Here is a 20,313-nt window from a genome sequence, read left to right as displayed (position 1 = left end):
AATGGGGGAAATTCAATTTATCCAGAAGGTTTACTAGTAACCTACGCTCACTGTAGCTTGCAGCTACAGCACGTAACGTCAAATAAAGCGTATTGCAAAAGGTAGCTTGTAGCTACCAAAATTCTATAAAAAAATCTACACTTTTCTCTCATAGAATTTTGTGCCATCATAAAAAAGGCATAGAAACAAAATGATCCTATGCCTTTAACTGCTCTTATTCTTTTACAAATTACCTTGTTATCATAGCATCTCCCCTGCGCTCCTGTTGTCTGAATCAGAATTTACAGGATTAGAGAATTTACAGAATGGAGGGAGGTTCAATTTCTCCAGAAGGTTTACTGGTAATCTACGCTCACTGTAGCTTGCAGCTACAGCATGTAACGTCAAATAAAGCGTATTGCAAAAGGTAGCTTGTAGCTACCAAAATTCTATAAAAAAATCTACACTTTTCTCTCATAGAATTTTGTGCCATCATAAAAAAGGCATAGAAACAAAATGATCCTGTTGTCTGAATCAGAATTTACAGGATTAGAGAATTCACAGAATGGGGGAAATTCATTTTCTCCAGAAGGTTTACTGGTAACCTACGCTCACTATAGCTTGCAGCTACAGCACGTAACGTCAAATAAAGCGTCTTGCAAAAGGTAGCTTATAGCTACCAAAATTCTATAAAAAAATCTACACTTTTCTCTCATAGAATTTTGTGCCATCATAAAAAAGGCATAGAAACAAAATGTCCCTATGCCTTTAACTGCTCTTATTCTTTTACAAATTTCCTTGTTATCATAGCATCTCCTCTGCGCACCTTAAGCAAGTAAATACCTGTTTTTAAGTCCGACACATTCACCTGCGCTGAACTTCCAGATTCAATTACTTGCCCAATAGACGACATGACAGTCCAATCACATTCTTCAGAAAGTACTAGCTGATCGTTGACTGGGTTAGGGTAAAATGTAACTTGAAAATCCTCTTGGGTGGCAAGAGTAGATGTAGTCAACCGCTCTGGCACTACGGCGTCATTTATCACATTGTCGTTGTCATTTGTAGAGAAAGCCAGGATCAGAGAGCCATCTTTGTTCCCTACATTTTTAGGTACAAAATCAGCTATATTTCCTTCAAAAGTATGCTCGGAAAGGTTCCAATTGGACAAGCCATTATCAAAATTGTCTTCAAAAATAGGCTCTTCTGAAAAAGTAGAACCTTCAATCCACTCATAAACCTTTACATAATCAATAAATTGGTAAGTAGGGAGCCGGTCTTCTTCCAAAGGGCCTACCCATCCGGCTTCCTCGTGAGACCAGCAATTGAGCATTAGAAGCATAGGCTTTGCCCCTAAAACCTCAAGAACATCTGCATCCGTAAACTTCCGAAATGATTGTCCATTCACAAACCACTCCACATAATCAGGAGTCCACTCAATAGCATAAGTGTGCCACTCGGCCACAGAGCCACCATCGGGGATAGTATGAGTTTCTTCATCTGTAATTTGTGGCCCGGCAGGGTTGGTTTGATAGATCACATTACTCTGCCATGTATTGCGGGGTGCTTTGCCAAAAACTTCAATGTCTATTTCCTGCCAAATATGCTCATCCCGCCAGCCATCATTTTCAAAAAGAAATAATGTAGAAAGTATACCGCTTACATCAGATGCATAAAAGTTGGCTTCAAACCTTCCGTAATGATATGCTTGTTTAGACTGCACCTCTCCCCCTTTATAATCTTTACTAGACTCTTGACCATCTTGGTCATCTTGAGCCACAGCCAAAAAAGGAAAAACCAATAACAAGGACAGTAGAATTTTACCCATAGATAATGTATTTGCTCTTTTCATGTTGTATAAATTATTTGTTCGAACCTGAGCAAAAATAGATTTTCTCTGAGCAGATGGGTTTACATTTTCGTATTTTGGCTTTACATTTTATGAAAAATGCTTGATAAATGCATTTTATTGGGCTTTTTCTGTCACAACCCTGCCCCTAAACTCTGAAGGCGTACATGCTTCGAGTGACTTAAAAACGCGGTTAAAGTGACTGGGGTTACTGAACCCTACCCTATAGGCAACCTCGCTAATATGAAGCGCCTCCAAGTGAAGTAGCCTCTTTGCCTCGGTAATCCTTATTGTATTCAAATACTCTTTAAAGCTTAGATTGAACCTCTTTTTAATTTCCGCAGATATTATTTTCTCAGGAATTTTCAAAGTGGCACTTACGCCTTGAAGACTTAGGGCTGGATCAGGATATTGAGCTGCTAGATATTCCAGTGCAGCATCCAACTCTCCTGACCTCTTTAGCACTTTACCTTCTGTGGGCTTATAATGAATAGAAGGATTAGCCACCTGCTTTTTTGGAAGAAATTTAAAATAAACCAGTAAGCCAGAAAACCAAAATAGCAAAAAGCCACCAGACCAAAGGTAAAACCATTTCATATCTTTGGAAAATGTAATACCATTAATTCGGATCACCTGATCTTTGTGCTGGTCAAGCTTAATTTTTCCGGTAAAAGAAAATGATCGAGTTTTTGACAAATCAGCATGTCCGAGTTCCGCACTCCTGAGCTTAAAGCGCTCAAGCCACCACTGCGCTATAGCCATCCGGTCGATAGCCAAGGTATAAGACTGAAAATTGTCAGAAATAGGAATTTCAAGAATATTATGTCTAAAGCTCAATGGCTCATTTTCTTTGGTAACCCCGTTCTGGTAGGTAGATATGGTCAATTCAAGGTTTCTAATATTTTCTATCTCTAGATCTAGCTTTATATTGTCATACCCAGAAAGATCCCAATAATTGTCAGGTCTAAAAAAAGAAACGCCTGCATAGGGAGAAATAAACCCCTCTTGCAGATTGAAGCGAACAGACTTGAAGTTAACACTGTCTTCCGTTGCTAATACTTGTGATTTTCCCCCATCGGTATCCTGATCTGAAAATGCTGCCGTTTCAAGATTAGAAAATTCCAGAATAGAAACCGGCTCACGGTAAGTAATTGCCCAAGCTATAGCTATTATAAACAAAGGCAAAAGAAGCAAAAGGATGTTTTTTTTCATTTCTTACGACCAAACCGACTATAAAAGTAAGGAAAAATAGGCATGCAAACATGCATTTGTGAGATTATTCTTTGGAAAGACCAATTTAACCAACCAATCCTCTAATCACCAAACGCACTTTGAAGCATAATAATTGCTTCTAATATGGTGTATAATATCCCTATGTAGGCCAGACCTCACAGAAATTTAACAGACAAGTTTGTCCGCCACAAAAAGTTCTGACATTTTCTGAGTATTAAACCCAGAGAGGCTCTCCCCTACTGCCCCTGGCTAAAGCTTTCCTCAAAAAAAACATTAACAGTTATTGCCATTAAGGAAATGCAGCGGAACACAAACTTAATACGTATAATTTTCGTTATATTTGTACGTATGAATAAGAAACTAACAATATCGGTTGATGATGCGACAATAGAGAAAGCAAAGCAATTTGCAAAATCTAAAGGTCAGAGTCTATCTGAATTAGTAGAGAACTATTTGAAATTGATTACAAGAAAACCGGAAAAACCACAGGTTTCCTCAAAAATATCAAAACTAAAAGGAACTGTTAAACTATCTGCAGAAACTGAATACAAAAATATTCTCAAAGAGTCAATCTCCGACAAATACTTAAAATGAGACATTTTTTAATTGACACTAACGTTCTGCTTGATTTTTTATCTGATAGAAAACCTTTTTCTGACTACGCAGAGGTACTTTTTGAGTATAAACTACAGGAAAAAATTGAAATCTATGTATCTGCTATATCTTTTAACAACCTCTACTATATCATAAATAAAATTAGTGGACATAAAACAGCAATTATGCTTTTATCAGAGTTAGCTGATTTGGTGAACACCATTCCTCTTGATAATTCTATAATTCGAAACTCTTTAAAGAGCAACTTTTCTGATTACGAGGATGCCATTCAATATAATTCTGCATTAAGAGTGAAAGTTATTGAGGGAATAATAACCAGGAACAGTAAGGATTTTAAGAAATCAGATTTGCCAATTTTAAGTCCAGAAATAGCTAGGGTCTGCTGAAAAACTCAAATTTAACATATGTAAAAAACCGGCCCTGAGCGCTCGCCAGGCCGGTTTTTTATTGTCATCCTTTCAAATACGTCTTTCAGACCCCGAATTATGTTAAAAATTGACTTATGCCATGCTGAAAAACTCAGAAAATAGAGTGCCTGCCTGGTCAATTTGACCAGGTTGAGCACCAGGATTATTGAGGCGATCCACGTTTGGCTGGTATTCTTAAGTCTGGCACGGATACGGTTCATCCCATAGCTGTTTTTTGCTTGTCCAAACTTTCCTTCAACCGGATTCCTCTCTCCTGGACTTACGTGGTTTTCCACTGCCTTTGCGGATGGCCTGCCCAAAGGTTTGGCTGCCAGTTTTATTCCTTTTCCCTTCAACCACTTCCGGTTTTCACGGGTGCAGTAAATTTTGTCTGCCAGTACTTTGGCAGGATAAAAACCAAACCGTTTCCGATATTTTTCAACGTAATCAACAAGATGACTGCCCTCGTTAAAAGCCTCCCAGGACACAGTGTCCAGAAAGGAAAAACCATCCACCATGCTAAGGTGGATCTTGGCTCCAAATTCAGTTTTGGCTCGTGACTTTCCCCGTACAATAGGTCGCACATGAGGCTGATGGATACTAACAATCCGATCTGCTACATGGTGGCCCCGGTTCTTAAACATGCCAAGCTGTTGTTCATAAAGTGTCTGAATGACCCAGTATGACCGCTGTGTACGATGACACAAAGGAAAAACCTCAAAGCTGTCCAGCTGCTTTTCAATGGTCTTGAAGTTTCTTCTAAGGTATTGGAGCTGGGCTTTTATCCCTTTGCGAATTACTTTTCTTGATGGATTCTTGTTCTGGGCCACCTTCAGATAGGTTTTACGAGCTATTTTTCTGTAAGTCCTTGGTTTCTTCCCCTGGGTATTTTTACAATGAAGCTCATCTATGATCTGTTGGGTGATTTCCCTTGCTTTGTTCAGCAGCCCCAAATCGGTTGGGTAAATGATATCTTGAGGACAGGCAGTTGCGTCAAAGATTGCCTCTCCTTTGTTAGACTCTTGCCCACTGGCAAAGGAAGGAGGGTCATTTTTTCCTTTCGTAGTTTTGTCAACTTTTTTTGGGGCTTTTTCCATGTAAAACTCATGGATCCTTTCATTCATCGCATTGATAAGTTCCTGCCCCAACCGTTTTCTGATATCTACAAACAAAGATGGATCAAATGGAGGCTCCTTGATATAAGAACTGTACCCCAGAAAGTATTGCAGATACATGTTTTCGGTAATCTGGGCAACTGTCTCACGATCATCCAGGTTGAGGATATGCTTGATGATCACCACTCCAATCAGCACACGAGGGTTAAGCGCCGGTCTCCCTGTCTTTTTTGGAGGATTGCGTTTGTTGTAGAGATTGACAAGTTCATCCCATGGAATTTTGTTGCTGAGCAAAACCCACCGGTTGTTGGGGTCAAGCTGATTATGAAACGGTGTCTCGAAACCAATAATTGACAACTGGCTGGGACTTGAATATTCGCAGCGTGGTGCACGCCTTTTAGGGGTCTTCTGCATATTTCTTTGCACTTGGACTCCCTCAAATTCATAAAAATAGTTCTAAAATCCTCTTAATGCCGCTATTTTTTATTTCTAAGCAGACCCTAGCTATAAAATTAACAGAAGAAAAATAATGCCTGCATATAACCGTGCAAATCCCCCTACCAGTCCACCTAGTCCCAGGGCTAACGCATTTAGAAAACATCTAAAATTTCTTCCCTAAAAGCATCGTTGAATATTGCTTTATACCTTTTTTTTGGCTTTGTTTCCTTAGATTTATGTTTTTGTAGCAAGATCAGGGACACTTTATTCAAGATGTGGAAGTTTTGTGCTGTATACCCCTTTCTTCTTCTGGAACTATCTTCCCCAAAAACCACATCCAGGCTCCAGTGCAGCTTGTTTTCAATTGCCCAGTGGTTGCGTATTGTACCGTTAAGCCATTCAGCGGTCTTGTCATGGCTGCTTATATAATACCTCACCTGTTGCTCCTGCTTTCCTGTAAGCTTGTTATAGCGCTCTGACTCTAACCTTGCCACTGACTTTATGCCGCACCATTGATGTGCTGCATCTATGAACCTCAGGTCATTTATCAGTTTGCAGGTGCGGCTCTCCAACCTGCCATGTCCCGTGTCTATCTGTTTGTGCACATCTGCAACCCCCTGTTTTTCAAATACCCTATCTATTTGCTGGAATAGCTCTTTCTGGTTGTTCTTTACAGCAATTACATAGTCACCGTTTTTCCGGATTATTTTTTCCGTAATATCTTTTTGGCAGCCCATGGCATCTATTGTCACTGTTGTGTTTTCAACAGTTATCATATCCAGAAGCTTGGGGATGGCTGTGATCTCGTTGCTTTTGTCTGGCACGGCCAATTGACCGAGGGTAAGATGGTTAGCGGTGGCATAAGCCGATACCATGTGCAATGCATTGGCGCCCTTTCTGCTGTCATACGATCCACGGATTCGCTTCCCGTCAATATTGATTGTCTCGTTTTCGACTGGCCTGAACATGGTTGATGCCCACTCTACAAAACACTCGCCAAACTCATCCGGTACTATCTTTGCAAATACCCTTTCCAGGGTATCGTGCGAAGGGACACCGTTACGGTAAGGGAAAAATTTACGTAGCCATTCAATTTTTTCTTTGCCGAATGTAACAATCTCATGCCAGTCCCCCGCATTGCTGACAACGGCACTTACGCACAGAAACAGGATCTCCTGCAGCGGATATTTGAAATTGCCTTTGATGGTTCTTCTTGGTTCTGACACAGTGCCAAAGATACGAACAAATGAATCGGAAACTGAATTTTTTAATGGAGTTCTCTATATAGAAAAAAGTCAAGCCAAAAATAATAAAACACTGATTATCAATTAAAAAATTATTATATTTGTATCGTCAGTGCCCCGTAAGGCACCCATAAATTAAATAAACCCAATAAAGGTTATGAGACTTACGGAACGCCCTGTAAGGCAGTTCCTTACACCCTAAAGTCTAAATGCGTCAGCCCTGTACCTAGTCCTAGCATATCGGTTTAATTTCAAAAAAATTATAGGTAGGGCAATTCCCTTACTACTTACATTTTTTTCACTAAAAATTAGTATCAATAATTTTACATTCGACTCTTCTATTGACAAAATGAGCTTTTTCTTGTTCTTCTAAAGCCATTTTTTTTATTTCCACATCCGGGATCAAAGGATTAGACCCTTCATAACCTTTGGGCGTTAACCGTTGCTTGTTTATCCCTCGTTCAACAAGGTAATTAACTATCGACTCAGCACGTTTTTGGCTCAAACGTCTAGAATACATTTCAGAACCCCGTGTGTCAGTATGTACCCCAATTTCCATCTTCACATTTTGGTTTTTCTTTAGGAATTCAGCCAAACTATCTAGAATGATGCTAGCGTCATTCCGTATATTGCATTTATCATAATCAAAGTATAAGTTACGAACTATATGAGTCTGACCGTTTTGAAAAACAGAATCCTCTAAAGAAAAACTTTGAGCTTTAAGGCCTGATGCAACTACCAGAAAAAACAGAAAAAATGAATAGTGGTATTTCATACAAAGATTGTTATTTTTTAAAAAACAAGGTAAAGCTAAGCAGATGCATTAAAGATAAACCTTATAAAAACCAGTTAATTATTATGGAGAAAAACGCCAGTAATAATAAAGCCCTAAACATTTTTTTTACAAAAAAATACCTTGCTATACTTCTCTTCAACTCATAATCATTTGTTTCATAATGAAGAGCCTTTACGGTTTTTTCGTCATACTTATTTGATGCCCCTGTTTCCCTAATACCTTTAACAATTTTATAGTAAAGCACTTGTCCATAAATATTAAACACCAAAAATCCTACAACACAAAATAACAGTATAATTTGAGTTAAGTTAATCATTAGTTCCCCCTGATAGTTAAGGTTAAATTTACAATATTACTGCCATCCCCCTACTAGCCGTAGCACCCCAGCTCAGGACTTATTATTTCAGGTAGCATCCCGCTTTTTCAAAAGTCCCCGGTAAGATAGCAAAGCCACTATGGGTTTAAATAAAACATCCAGATTTATCCGCCACAAAAGATTCTGACATTTTTATTGAATATGTAAATCTATAAGGCCTCCCCTCCTACAAGCTGTACCATGGCTAAAGCTTTCCACCAGAGGGAGATTCCTTATCATCAAAAAAACAACTTTATTATTCAAAAAAAACATAAATACCTAACCCTATCCACTATAACCCCGTACTTTATACCTATTTAAAAACAAATAACCGAAAACATTACAAAGCACAAAGTCATGAAAAAAAAATCTTTACTCTTTATTTTAACAATCTTGTTGCTCCAGGGGACTATGGGGTTTGCACAAAAAATCAAACACACATCTGGAGACCTTAAATCAATAAAAGGCATTTCAAAACTAAACATCGTTTACGACTACAGCTCAATGAGTGTGGGCAAATTTGACAAAGAGGAAGACTATGTTAGCGAAAAGGTCGAAAAGTACAATAAAAAGGAACCGGGCAAAGGCGATAAGTGGAAAGAAAACTGGGTTGCAGATCGAGAAAACAGATATCAACCTAAATTTGAAACACTTATAAACAAATCTTTACGAAAGCAGAATGTAGTTGTTGGAAACTTCGAGGACGCTGAATATACAATGATTTTAAAAACTACACATACCGAATTAGGATGGAATGTAGGTGTTTCTCGTGTACCAGCACATACTAACATGGAGGCGATTTTTGTAAAAACAGGCACTACAGAACCTGTCCTCACCATTACAATCAAGAAATCTCCAGGAAGGGATGCGGCAGGTTTTGATTTTGATAGCGGCGTTAGAGTCCAGGAATCTTACGCCAAAGCAGGTAAATCTCTTGGAAAATTTCTAGCAAAGAAAAGCTTAAAGTAAGTACCTGATACGTAAAGAACCTCTAAGGTTAAACAGCCTGAGAGGTTCTTTTTTTTAGCAAACCTTTTTATGTGCGCATAAAGGTGGTTTAACCTATCTATTTAAGCCTCACCACTTAAATTATCCACAGCAAGGGACAGCGCCAGGTACTGGAGTTTTCATCGGTTAGCAGACGCTATGACCATAAAGGACACAGCCTTGCTCAGACAGTTTAAAGAGGTGGACACTATGCCAGAAGATGATAAAGTCACCCTGATGAAAGTGATCAGTGCTTATATCAGGGACTTTAAAACCGAAAGTGCTTGTTCTGCCTAAAAATCCTGTTAATTCTCTAATCCTGAAAATTCTGATTCAGACAAAAAAACCGAAAAGCCTCTCAAAAAGACCTCCCGGTTTTCATTTTCTTTTTTCTCAACTCCCGTTACGCAAGATGCAAACTTGCAATGTTTTAGGTCTAAGATACGCTTTCGCTAATCTTAGACCAGAGGGAATTACTAACCCTTGAATCAGCTATTAATTTTTCTGATAAGTTTTAATTTTTCAATTTGACACTTATTAAAATCATCCTTACTTTCTAATAAGAAATAAAATTTTAGCTTTTGAGAGTTTCTTAACTCGAACCGAATATAATTATTAGCTCCATTACTGATAAAAATTCGAGTTCCGACAATTTTCATTTGACCTCTATACCCTTCAATAAAAAAATTAAAACTTGATAAATCCTTGAAACTTAATTTGGTATTTAAATGATCCAAATATACAAACTTTTCATCAAAAGTAAGTTTCCCTACTTCTTTATACTCTTTAATAACAAAAACTAAGACTAGCAAAACCAAGATAATAGAAAGGTTTATTTTAAAATAAATTGCCCCATCTAAATGATCAAAAAAAAACAAAATACCAGAAATGATAAAAAAAGAAATTAGATATATTTTTTTAAAATACCCAAAAATAATAAAACCTAAAGTGCGTTTAACCTCAATTACCTTTAATTCCATTTTTATTTACTTTTTTTCTCTTCTATAGTACTATTTGCTCCCCTACTTACATTAATGACAGAGTTCACGTTTCCTGACACCTCAATTAATTGAATTGTAGAGTTTTCCAGTTTAATTAATTTTCCTGCTGTACTTAAAGCCTTAACACCAGGCAGCAATACATCTAAAGTATTTTGAAAGTAATCCAAATTACTAAACTCGTCTACCTTTTCACCTTTTAATACTTCGAATGCAACATAGTATGTGACATTTTTTCCAATGTAAATTTCAATTATAGATTTCACCTGCCCAATCCCAGGAGTCAGGGATAATCCAACATCTGCAGAAGCTGCTTGTATTATATATCTCTTCCTTTCTTCAATTTGCAATAAAGCAGAATTGTTAGCAATCATTTTTTCAAGGACGTGTGACATATTAGCTTTTATGAACTTCATCCGATGAAGATTGGTATAATAATTTGTCACGTCTTTATCATTAAGTAAAGTTTCTATATCCTCTGGTGTTGGAGGAATCACAATACACTGTCCATTAGCTAAATTATTATCAATACCAGGATTAAATTGTTTAATTTGATTTTTAGATACCCCATATTTTTCAGATAAAAGATCAAGAGTTTCTCCTGCAGAAGCATTATGGAGATGAAACTGATAAAATGCGGCTACATATTGTTTCCACTCAGGAGTATTCTTTTCAAGACCATAAGTATCAGGAGTAATTAATTGAACTTTTCCTATGCCAGCGCTTCTCCACACAAATTCATCGCCCTCTCTGTAGTCTAAAGATTCCAGTCCATCTAAATCAATTGATTTAATAGGTGTATTAGAGGCATATTGATAAGGTGTTAACATTGGGAAATAGGCCATTAAAGGATCCACACTCAAAAACTTACCTATCTGTGGGTTATATATCCTAAACCCGTAGTCATAAGTAGCTCCGCCGCCGCCCATTCCTTCAGTGTCTAGCTCCTTACCGTTATACCCATACCTATAACACCCCGCCATCACAACTACGATCTACTAATACTCCACCGTACTTTTTACCTTTCCATTGGCTTTAAAAACCTTCCACTCCCCTACCCGCTCTCCTTCTTTCATTTCACCTTCCATATACAATCGTCCTTTCTCATCGTACTCCTTCCAAAGTCCTTCCTCTACCCCTCTTTTGTAATGTCCCTCGTAAGACAGTTTTCCTTTGGCTGTATAGAAAAACCACCGTCCATCTGGTTTGCCTAAGACATAATTCCCTTTTGATTTAATGGCTCCATTCTCATAATAGTTAACCCACTCACCCTCATATAAGCCTTTTTCAAAAACACCTTCTCTTTTTATATTGCCGTTTGGATAATAAATAAAAGAGGAGTCTTCTTCCAGTCCGTTTTTCCACATTCCTACAGACACAAGGTTCCCATCTATGTCCCAGGTTTTAACTTTCCCATGCAGTTCACCCGAATCATAAGTTTCTTCCATATTTAAAGAGCCGTCTGGAAAATAAAATTTCCAAAGCCCGTCCCTCTCACCATCTATAAGCACCCCTTCTTCCTTAACAGTACCGTTGTCATAGTGGGTTTTAACAACTTCCTGCGCCAGGCTTGTGAAACAAAGAAAAATAAAGACACTAAAAATCAGACTCTTCTTCATCGTCAAACTGTTTAATTTCTTTTAATTTACCTTGTGAGTAAATTTTCCAAGTTCCGGTCATTTTATCATCTGCATAGTTTCCTTCTGCTTCTTTCTTGCCGGTATCAAAGTAAAACTTCCAATATCCTTCTCTTTTCCCCTCTTCCATAGGCCCCTCTCCACTAATTTTTCCATTTTCATGGTAATACTTCCATTTTCCATGAGGGAGTCCATCTTTAAAAGGGCCTTCAGCAGATAGGTTTCCATAATCATCATAATTCTTCAACATGCCATTTCCGTCTTGAAAGCTCCCTTTCAACATCACTTTACCTTCTGGCGACCAAACATTAAGAACATTGATCAAACGGCCATTTTCATACACTTCTTCCTGCTTTTTCTTTTCATTAGGATAGTAGTAAACCCACTTGCCATCTTCTTTGCCCATATTGTATTTTCCTGTAGCTGCTAGCACACCATTGTCATGGTATTCCTTCCATACACCATTTTCCTCCCCTGCCGCAAAATTGCCTTCCGATTCGAGCTTGCCATTTTCATGATAAATTTTCCAATATCCATCTTCTAGCCCTTCTATAAAAAAACCTTCCATGGCCACTTTCCCGTTTTCGTGCCAGCTCTTCCATTCGCCTTCTTTCAAGCCTTTAACAAAAACACCCTCGCTGGACGGTATGCCATCAATATAGAATTCTTTCCAAAGTCCTTCTTGCTTACCATCTTTATAAAAACCATGGGCGGCTATGGAGTCGTTATTCCAATACTCAGTCCATTCGCCATCAGGGTAACCGTTCTTGTAATAGCCTTCGCTCAATACTTTCCCATTTTTATGGTATTCTACCCAAAGGCTGTCCTCTTCTCCTTCATTATAAAAGCCTTCTATCTGGATTTTACCATCAGAATAATATTCTTTATAAGGGCCGTGTTCTTTACCGTTTACATAATTAGTTTCCGCAGCAAGTTTCCCGTTCCTATGATACTCTTTCATAAGACCATGCTCCTTACCTTCTTTAAAAGTAAGCTCAGACTTAACCTTTCGGTTGGTTGTGTAGTAAGACTTGGCCGGACCATGCGGTATACCGTCTGCATAGGTAATTTCAGAAACCAAACGACTTCTGTTATCATACACTTTGCGCAGTCCGTTTCCATCCTCCAAAGTACCGGCTTCGATCGGCATTCCTTTCAAGTTTAAGTACGAGGTTACACTCAAAAGCTTTCCTTTCTCCCAAACTTCCTTGTTTTTTGGTTCGCCATTGTCATAAAAAAACTGCCATTCTCCATGCATGGCATTGCTTTTATATTCTCCAACAGCTTTTTTGTTACCGTTATCATAATACTCTGTCCAAACCCCTACTTCTTCTCCTTCTTTAAATTCCCCTTTGGTATAGACCTTTCCATTGCGAAAATACTCAATCCATTTACCATCTTCTACACCTTCTATATAAGCACCTTCTCTTTGCAATTGCCCATTAGGAAAATACTTTTTAGTCATTGCATTTGGAAGGTCATTCTTATATATAGACTCAAAATATAGGTTACCATTTTCATAATATTCTTTCCACTCCCCTTCACGCTTTCCGTTCTCAAAATGTCCGTTTATTTTAACTTGCCCGTTGGACCAGTACTCTTTCCATTTACCTACCTTTTCTTCATTTTCAAAAGTCCCATCAATAGCAATTTGCCCATTAGAATAAAACTCCTTCCAGGCACCGTTTCTTTTTCCTTCCTCAAAATAACCATCTACCCGTGTCTGGCCATTTACAAAGAACTCCTTCCAATGGCCGTGTTCTTTACCTTCTTTATATTCCGCCTGTAGCGACACATCTCCATTTTCAAAATACTCCTTCCATTCACCATCTTCCAAATCGTTGAGGTAGCTTCCTTCTGAGCTAAGGTTTCCGTGAATGTCAAAGTATTTCCAAGGACCATTTTTTAGTCCATCTTTCACATTACCCTCTGCTGCCAACACATTATTATTATAATAATCCTGCTGCATCTGCGCCGAAACCAGAAAAGGAAGTAAACAAAAAGCAAAAACTATACTTTTCATATAATATTTTTTTATTTAATGAGCTCTAACTGGGATATTTAACATTACTTGTGATTTTACAGCAGTACCATTTTCCAATGCAGGCACGTATTTTACCATTTCAAGGATTTCCTTTACATTCTCAGCTATACCAAAACCAGGGTCTCGCACAATCCGAAAATTAGATAAGGTACTATCTGGATTTACGACAAACACCACAGCGACATTGCCTTGAGCTTTAGACTCCTTTGCCTCATCAGAGTACTTGATCCCATAAAAAATATGATTTATCAATGCTTCTTCTCCATCAGGATAATAAGCAGATTGTGTTTGCTCTACTTTCATATCTTTCTCTTCCTGAGCCAAAAGCTCCATTCCTGAAAATATCACAAGCAAAAACAAAAGGACTAATTTATTCATAGTCAAACCAGATTTTGTGTTTCTAACGTCTTCACAATTTACAAAGTATAAAGTTACCTCATTACCTATAATTTACCAATGACAAGGTTTACACTCTATTTTTACGAAGAATAAAGAAAAATGGCCCTATGTGGAATACTGTGGGTAATTGAATTTCAATTTAGAGGAAATAAAGTAAATCATGTTGATAAAATTTGTAATATTCCGATATCCACGAGCTCTTCTTTTAGCTAGTTGTATTTTGCTGTTAATCCCTTCCATGACACCATTGGCAATCTGGGACTCGACATAATTGGTAATTCCTTGCCAGTGGGACTTTATTGTGTTTACAAACTTCTTGAAGGCATACAAGCCTTCCTCTTCAACAAGGTCACACCAGTAAGCCAAGAAAGCAGAGCCCTCTTCTTTTGTTTTAAACTCCCAAAAGCTCTGAAATAAGGTCTTTAACCGATAAGCCTTCCCAATAGTTGGTAACAGTTCAATAAGTACCTGCCGGTCCTGCTTCTGTTTAGCGCTAAGTTTGTGTGTGGACTTTAATAGCGTGTATTTGTGTCCTTTAAGTATTGAGTGTTCTCGGACTTCTCGCTTACGTACATCGTCCATAGCTTCATTAAGCAGTTTGACTACATGAAATTTATCAAATGTTACCGAGGTGTTAGGAAAATGTTCGAGCATGCCTGCGATAAAACCTGTAGACATATCAATGCATGCGTCGGTAATTGACAGATGTTCAACACCCTTTGCTTTTAAATGGTCTTTAATTCTTCCGATAGTGTGCCGATCCTTGCCTGGAGTAACATGAATCACACGGCGAGTAGCCAAATCTGCTGCTACGGTCACATAATCATGTCCTTTTCTTACAGAAGTCTCATCAATACCCAATTGGGTCACCGAGCTTTGATCATCTGCCCGATAGGCAATTTGTATCCAGTAGTTAAATATATTCCATATGCGCTGTGGGTACTCATTCACTAAATCAGCTGCTTTGTTCACGGGCATCTCTCGCTCAATCAAAGCCATGCTAAAAGCCTCAAACAACAAAGTAAAACCACTTCCTTTTCTAGCCCACGGCACTTCCACGGTTTTTACCTTTCCATCCGTTGTTTTGATTCGAGGGACTTTGCAATGAAGATAACATTCATGTTCAAAAAAATTGAGGTGACGCCAAGTCCTATATTGAGTATCATGAACTTTACTTTCTGGTTCAAATACGAAACCACGCTCAAAGCTAATGGTTATATGAAGTTCTTGTTTACCATTGGATGCTTCCTGAAACCTAACATCGGTTACCGACCAAGGCTTTGTTAACTGCAAAGCCAATTGAAATATTTCGATACTGTTCATTTTGTAAAAATAACTACATTATATCACCTTTCCACAGTAAATCATATAGACCCAGAAAAATGCTGGATAATGCATAAAATTTTGCAAAAAAATATCTTCCGTTGGCATACTACATTTCATTTTTCAAAAAAAGGACATGAATTTTATAGAAAACTATTGACTTAAACCTTATGTGTCAATAAATTAGCATCACATTTTTTTTTAATGGAAGAAATAAGTTCAAACAACAACCCAGGACTTATGTATATCCGACTTTTTTTAATATTAGGACTATTTTTTTTGTCTTACTTACAGCTCTACGCACAAGGTGGAGGAGAGCGGCTAAGTGGTGCCAGAGCTGCAGGCATGGGTTTTACTTCTGTAACCCATGAAGACGCTGCTGCTGTGTTTAATAACATAGCCGGAACTGCTAACTTAAAATCTATACAAGCCTTTGCGGGCTATGAACACCGCTTTTCTTTAAATGCCTTCAATACATCAGGTATGTCTCTGGCATTGCCAAGGCATTGGGGAACGCCAGCCATTAGCGCCCACCGATTCGGCGACGATGTATTTAACATCCAAAACCTTGGGATTGGCTATGCCCATAGTATTGACAAAGTAAACCTAGGGGTAAAAATCAACTACCTACAGTACAATGTTTCCGAGTTTGGAACAGGCAGATTTTTGGTCTTTGAAATGGGTGGTATTATGGAACTAATTCCTGAAGTAAAAATAGGCGCCCATATCTACAACTTAAACCAAGCAAGGGTGGATGAATTTCAAGACGAGCGTATACCAACCATAATGAAAGCTGGCATTTCCTGGCAAGCAGACAAAAAGGTTATAATCAACATTGAAACGCTCAAAGACCTGGACCATAAGCCGGTTTTCCGTGCAGGAATAGAATACCAAATGGTAGAGCATTTCGTAGCACGCACAGGCTTCTCTACCAACCCTTTTATCAATACCATTGGTGTAGGCTTCCACAGGAACAGTCTTTTTATTGACTATGCCATTGGCATGCATTACCAACTAGGGTTCCTCCAGCAACTATCATTGGTCAAAAAGTTTAAGCGTCGTCATGAAAGTTAAAGTTCTAATACTGATACTTTTGCTTTTTATACACCCTCCTGTTTTGAGCCAAACGTCTCTTGAAGATTTTGACATAGATGCCTTTATACTAAATATTTTTGGAAACCAAAACGAAGACTTAGATTATGAAATTCTTTATGAATCTCTTTACCAATATTATTTAAACCCTCTGGATATCAACACAGCACAAAGAGAAGAACTTGCTTCGCTATTTATTCTCAAGGAATATCAGCTCAATAATTTTATCTTGTACAGAGAAAAACTGGGGCCTTTTTTAGAAATATACGAACTACAGGCGGTACCTGGGCTTGACATAAGAACCATAAAGCAATTGCTGCCATTTATCACTGTTCAAGGCAGTTTGAAAAATAGCTTTAAAGGGCTCGCCAAAAGAATGTCAGAATTTGACAATAGCTATTTTTTAATAATGAACAGCAGGACTTTGGAGCACCAACGAGGCTATATAAAAAACGAAGAAGGCATATCTGCATATACAGGAAGCCCTTGGCGGACTGTCAGCAGGTTTCGGAACAGTAGACCAGGTGATTTTAGCATGGGTTTCACACTAGAAAAAGATCCTGGAGAACCATTCAAGTGGGACCCTTCGGGCAACTGGTATGGCTTCGATTTTATTTCTTACCATTTTGCCATTTTCAACAAAGGGAAAATAAAATCTTTATGTATTGGAGATTTTCAACACCAGTTTGGACAAGGCCTAACCCTTTCCTCCGGTTTTAATATTGGCAAAGGAGGAGAAACGGTACTTACTGCCAGAAGAAGCAACCTTGGACTAAGACCGCACTCGTCTGTGCAGGAGTTTGGCTTTTTCAGAGGAATTTCTACCACTATTGAAACAGGGCCAGTTGATCTGACCGTGTTTTACTCTAACCAGTTTGTCAATGGCCGTCTAAGAGACTCCGAAGAAGGAAGCTACATACAAACCATCAGCACCAGTGGCTTTCATCGAACAATGACTGAAAAGGCGAACCGTAAAACCGTGCAGGAGAAAGCTTATGGCGGAAATGTCAGCTGGAAGAACAAGTCCCAAAGGTTGCACATAGGGGCTACAGCCGTTGCCAACCATTATAGTGTCCCTATCAAAAGAGATGCAGCACCTTTTAGGGCGCATGAGTTCAATGGAACTGAGAACTTTGTCGCAAGTATGGATTACCGCTACCTTATTCAAAACTTTAACTTTTTTGGAGAAATAGCCAAGTCAGCCAGTGGAGGCACAGGTACCATTCAAGGTATGATTGCCAGCCTGACGCCAAAGATTGATTTTTCAATGGTCGGACGAAGGTATGAAGAAAATTTCCATAGCTTCTATGGCAATGCTTTCGGCGAAAACACACGCAACATTAACGAAATAGGTATGTATTGGGGCATGTCCTGGCGACCATTTCAGGAATGGACGTTCAGCGCTTTTTATGACCATTTCAGGTTTCCATGGATGCGCTACCTGGTAAATAGTCCATCTGGTGGCCATGAATATTTTCTGCGCGCAGAATTTAAACCCTCAAAACAAGCATCACTGTTAATTCAGTACAGAAGTGAGACCAAAGACAGAAACCTGCACAACAATGACCTTTACCATGTCAACGCACCTGCGCCGGTGCTAAGGAGTAATTTTTTGATCAATGCTGATTTTAACCCCAACGCTGTCCTACACCTCAGAAGCAGGGTTCAAGTGAGCAGGTATGAACAACTGGACTATATTAGTCAAGGATATGCCATAATCCAAGATTTTAATTTAAATTTGCACAAAGTACGTTTCAGCTCTAGGTTTGCAGTATTCGACACAGACGATTTCAACAGCCGCTTATACGTTTTTGAAAGAAATGTGCTTTATGCATTCTCTTTTCCGGCTTACCATGGCCGGGGCGTAAGAAAGTACTTGATGAGCAGAATCAGGCTCTGGAAGAATAATGATCTTTGGATAAGATATGCAAGAACCTTATACAGAGACCGAAACCGAATTAGCAGCGGTCTCCAGCAGATAGAAGGAAACAGAAGGACAGATATTACTGTTCAGTTCATATATAATTTTTAGTAATCAATTTTCACGCTATAAAAGTTATATAGAGGATAAAGACAGCATGCAGGAATTTCAGTCTTATAACATACTGAACTTAACGCCCGGAGCATCAGAAGAAGAGATTCGAAAAGCTTATAGAAAAAAAGCCAAAGCGTACCACCCTGATGTAAACGACTCTCCGGACGCAAGGGAAAAATTCCTGATGGTCAAACGTGCCTATGATTCACTGCTTCACTTAAAAAAAAACCAGCGCTACTTTAGCGAAACAAACACAACCGCACCAGCACAATATGATTTTAGCCGCTACAAAAACCCTTTTACAAGAATTAACATTGAAGGGGAGGCTGCTAAAAGAAAACGTGCCTGGGAGGCATTTCAAGCCCAAAAACGAGCCGAAGAAAAGTTTCAAAGAACCAAAAAGAAACTGCAAAACTCTATGTGGTTTTACCCCGCAAAGATCGGCCTTTACGCATCAGTAGCATTGAGTTGGTTATTTAGTGTTTTGATCATAGCTGGATGTCTGGCTATGGTGATATTTATACACCCTGTGGTCATCTTTTTTCTTATTCCATTTATAACAGGGAGCATATTCCTATTGCTAAGGACTTATGAATGGTTCAATAAATATAAAGAAATGTTTGAATAAACAAGGGTGTAAATCTTAGTAAAAGCCGAATATATTTTTACAAATACCGTTACTCATTCTGCATGCATGAACACAAGAAAAACATAAAAGGAAGGGCTGCAGGATATAATTCACCCAACAAATTTTCCTCAAAAAACTATGCTTTTGATCATATAGAAGGTATAGACGAGCCTTTTTATTCAAACGAAAACACCCAATATCTCACAGAAACCCCTGCTACCATCGTACACAAAGTCAACAGCCCTGATGTAGGCCTGGCTTATTCACTAAATGCGTACCAAGGCTGTGAGCATGGTTGCATTTATTGCTATGCAAGAAACTCTCATGAGTATTGGGGATATAGTGCAGGTTTGGATTTTGAGCGAAAGATCATTGTAAAGAAAAATGCTCCTGAGTTATTAGAAGCTTTCCTGAACAAACCCAAATGGACAGCTACCCCAATTACCATTTCCGGAAACACAGATTGTTACCAACCTGCTGAAAGAAAGTTTGAACTCACTAGAAAAATACTTGAGGTATTTCTAAAATATAAACATCCAGTTGCAATAATTACCAAAAACTCGCTCATACTTAGAGACCTTGATCTATTGGCTGAACTAAATAAACTCGACTTAGTCCATGTAAATGTTTCAATAACTACACTTGAAGAAAAAGTCAGGCAAAAACTAGAGCCTAGAACATCTACAGCTACCAATCGTCTGAAAACTGTAGAAGCCTTATCTAATGTAGGTATCCCTGTCAACGTAATGACCGCGCCAATTGTACCAGGCCTTACGGACCATGAGATACCGGCACTGATAAAGGCTGCGTCTGAAGCCGGCGCTGTTTCCGCTTCTTATATCATCACAAGACTGAATGGCACGTTAGACCAGTTATTTAAAGAATGGATACACCGGGAATTTCCAGAAAAAGCAGATAAAGTCCTGAACCAAATTGCCGCTTGCCACAACGGTAAACTTAACGATAGCCGCTTTGGCATCCGCATGTCTGGTGAAGGGAAAGTAGCGGAAGCCATACGGGACCTATTCAGACTGTCCTGCAAGAAATACCTCAACAACAAAACACTGAAACCCCTAAATCTCTCCTTGTTTACACCTAGAAATGGGAGCCAGCTATCTATGTTCTGAAAGACCCACTCC

At 38.7% G+C, this 20,313-nt stretch carries 20 protein-coding genes; 8 read left to right on the top strand and 12 right to left on the bottom strand.

The genetic code is table 11. The features are described 5' to 3' along the window. Positions 1–757: 757 nt before the first annotated feature. Positions 758–1,831 carry a family 16 glycosylhydrolase gene (locus RCC89_09350; GenBank protein WMJ73367.1) on the bottom strand — a complete coding sequence of 358 codons (1,074 nt, stop codon included), beginning with the start codon at positions 1,829–1,831 and terminating at the stop codon, positions 758–760. 114 nt (positions 1,832–1,945) lie between these two features. After that, positions 1,946–3,040 carry an AraC family transcriptional regulator gene (locus tag RCC89_09345; GenBank protein WMJ73366.1) on the bottom strand — a complete coding sequence of 365 codons (1,095 nt, stop codon included), beginning with the start codon at positions 3,038–3,040 and terminating at the stop codon, positions 1,946–1,948. Between the two features lie 369 nt (positions 3,041–3,409). Here RCC89_09345 and RCC89_09340 point away from each other — a divergent pair, with 369 nt between their 5' ends. Both RCC89_09340 and RCC89_09335 read left to right on the top strand, forming a co-directional pair. After that, positions 3,410–3,655 carry a DUF6364 family protein gene (locus RCC89_09340; GenBank protein WMJ73365.1) on the top strand — a complete coding sequence of 82 codons (246 nt, stop codon included), beginning with the start codon at positions 3,410–3,412 and terminating at the stop codon, positions 3,653–3,655. Continuing rightward, positions 3,652–4,062, top strand: coding sequence for a PIN domain-containing protein (locus RCC89_09335; protein WMJ73364.1), 411 nt, complete (start codon positions 3,652–3,654; stop codon positions 4,060–4,062). The genes RCC89_09340 and RCC89_09335 overlap by 4 nt, the downstream gene beginning before the upstream one ends. An 11-nt stretch (positions 4,063–4,073) precedes the next feature. Here the strand turns inward: RCC89_09335 and RCC89_09330 are convergent, their stop codons facing one another. From RCC89_09330 to RCC89_09315, 4 genes are all read right to left on the bottom strand, one after another. Then, on the bottom strand, positions 4,074–5,612 hold the full coding sequence (locus RCC89_09330) for an IS5 family transposase (protein ID WMJ73363.1): 1,539 nt from the start codon (positions 5,610–5,612) through the stop codon (positions 4,074–4,076). Between the two features lie 176 nt (positions 5,613–5,788). Beyond that, positions 5,789–6,862 (bottom strand): ISAs1 family transposase, encoded by a 1,074-nt coding sequence (locus tag RCC89_09325; GenBank protein ID WMJ73362.1) that lies wholly within the window; start codon positions 6,860–6,862, stop codon positions 5,789–5,791. A 319-nt stretch (positions 6,863–7,181) separates the two neighbouring features. After that, on the bottom strand, positions 7,182–7,655 hold the full coding sequence (locus RCC89_09320) for an OmpA family protein (protein WMJ73361.1): 474 nt from the start codon (positions 7,653–7,655) through the stop codon (positions 7,182–7,184). Positions 7,656–7,716: 61 nt separating this feature from the next. Continuing rightward, on the bottom strand, positions 7,717–7,992 hold the full coding sequence (locus RCC89_09315; protein ID WMJ73360.1) for a hypothetical protein: 276 nt from the start codon (positions 7,990–7,992) through the stop codon (positions 7,717–7,719). A gap of 396 nt (positions 7,993–8,388) precedes the next feature. Here RCC89_09315 and RCC89_09310 point away from each other — a divergent pair, with 396 nt between their 5' ends. Both RCC89_09310 and RCC89_09305 read left to right on the top strand, forming a co-directional pair. Further along, a complete protein-coding gene (locus RCC89_09310; protein ID WMJ73359.1) occupies positions 8,389–9,000 on the top strand; it encodes a hypothetical protein in 612 nt (203 codons plus the stop codon). Positions 9,001–9,177: 177 nt separating this feature from the next. Then, positions 9,178–9,315 carry a hypothetical protein gene (locus RCC89_09305; protein WMJ73358.1) on the top strand — a complete coding sequence of 46 codons (138 nt, stop codon included), beginning with the start codon at positions 9,178–9,180 and terminating at the stop codon, positions 9,313–9,315. 191 nt (positions 9,316–9,506) lie between these two features. On the opposite strand, the gene RCC89_09300 is transcribed toward RCC89_09305, so the two are convergent. From RCC89_09300 to RCC89_09275, 6 genes are all read right to left on the bottom strand, one after another. Next, positions 9,507–9,998, bottom strand: coding sequence for a hypothetical protein (locus RCC89_09300; GenBank protein ID WMJ73357.1), 492 nt, complete (start codon positions 9,996–9,998; stop codon positions 9,507–9,509). 2 nt (positions 9,999–10,000) lie between these two features. After that, positions 10,001–10,999 carry an RHS repeat-associated core domain-containing protein gene (locus RCC89_09295; protein WMJ73356.1) on the bottom strand — a complete coding sequence of 333 codons (999 nt, stop codon included), beginning with the start codon at positions 10,997–10,999 and terminating at the stop codon, positions 10,001–10,003. 15 nt (positions 11,000–11,014) lie between these two features. Further along, positions 11,015–11,635, bottom strand: a complete 621-nt coding sequence (locus RCC89_09290; GenBank protein ID WMJ73355.1) for a toxin-antitoxin system YwqK family antitoxin — start codon at positions 11,633–11,635, stop codon at positions 11,015–11,017. After that, the gene (locus tag RCC89_09285) at positions 11,613–13,676 is read right to left on the bottom strand and encodes a toxin-antitoxin system YwqK family antitoxin (protein WMJ73354.1); all 2,064 of its coding nucleotides are present in this window, start codon (positions 13,674–13,676) and stop codon (positions 11,613–11,615) included. Before RCC89_09285 ends, RCC89_09290 begins: the two co-directional genes overlap by 23 nt. A gap of 15 nt (positions 13,677–13,691) precedes the next feature. Then, complete coding sequence (locus tag RCC89_09280) at positions 13,692–14,075, bottom strand: energy transducer TonB (GenBank protein WMJ73353.1); 384 nt, start codon at positions 14,073–14,075, stop codon at positions 13,692–13,694. Between the two features lie 126 nt (positions 14,076–14,201). Then, a complete protein-coding gene (locus tag RCC89_09275; protein WMJ73352.1) occupies positions 14,202–15,419 on the bottom strand; it encodes an ISL3 family transposase in 1,218 nt (405 codons plus the stop codon). Positions 15,420–15,698: 279 nt separating this feature from the next. Between RCC89_09275 and RCC89_09270 the strand changes: the two genes are divergently transcribed. The 4 genes from RCC89_09270 (at position 15,699) to RCC89_09255 (ending at position 20,301) form a co-directional block, all read left to right on the top strand. Continuing rightward, the gene (locus RCC89_09270) at positions 15,699–16,493 is read left to right on the top strand and encodes a hypothetical protein (protein ID WMJ73351.1); all 795 of its coding nucleotides are present in this window, start codon (positions 15,699–15,701) and stop codon (positions 16,491–16,493) included. Continuing rightward, complete coding sequence (locus RCC89_09265) at positions 16,483–18,543, top strand: helix-hairpin-helix domain-containing protein (protein ID WMJ73350.1); 2,061 nt, start codon at positions 16,483–16,485, stop codon at positions 18,541–18,543. Before RCC89_09270 ends, RCC89_09265 begins: the two co-directional genes overlap by 11 nt. Before the next feature lie 46 nt (positions 18,544–18,589). Beyond that, positions 18,590–19,174: a DnaJ domain-containing protein gene (locus RCC89_09260; protein WMJ73349.1), complete on the top strand. Its 585-nt coding sequence runs from the start codon at positions 18,590–18,592 to the stop codon at positions 19,172–19,174. Positions 19,175–19,236: 62 nt separating this feature from the next. After that, the gene (locus tag RCC89_09255) at positions 19,237–20,301 is read left to right on the top strand and encodes a PA0069 family radical SAM protein (protein ID WMJ73348.1); all 1,065 of its coding nucleotides are present in this window, start codon (positions 19,237–19,239) and stop codon (positions 20,299–20,301) included. Positions 20,302–20,313: the final 12 nt, after the last annotated feature.

The sequence above is a fragment of the Cytophagaceae bacterium ABcell3 genome (genome assembly GCA_030913385.1).
Taxonomy (GTDB): domain Bacteria; phylum Bacteroidota; class Bacteroidia; order Cytophagales; family Cytophagaceae; genus ABcell3.
Note: the sequence above shows the minus strand (reverse complement) of the source record. Positions and strands in the feature narration are given on the sequence as shown.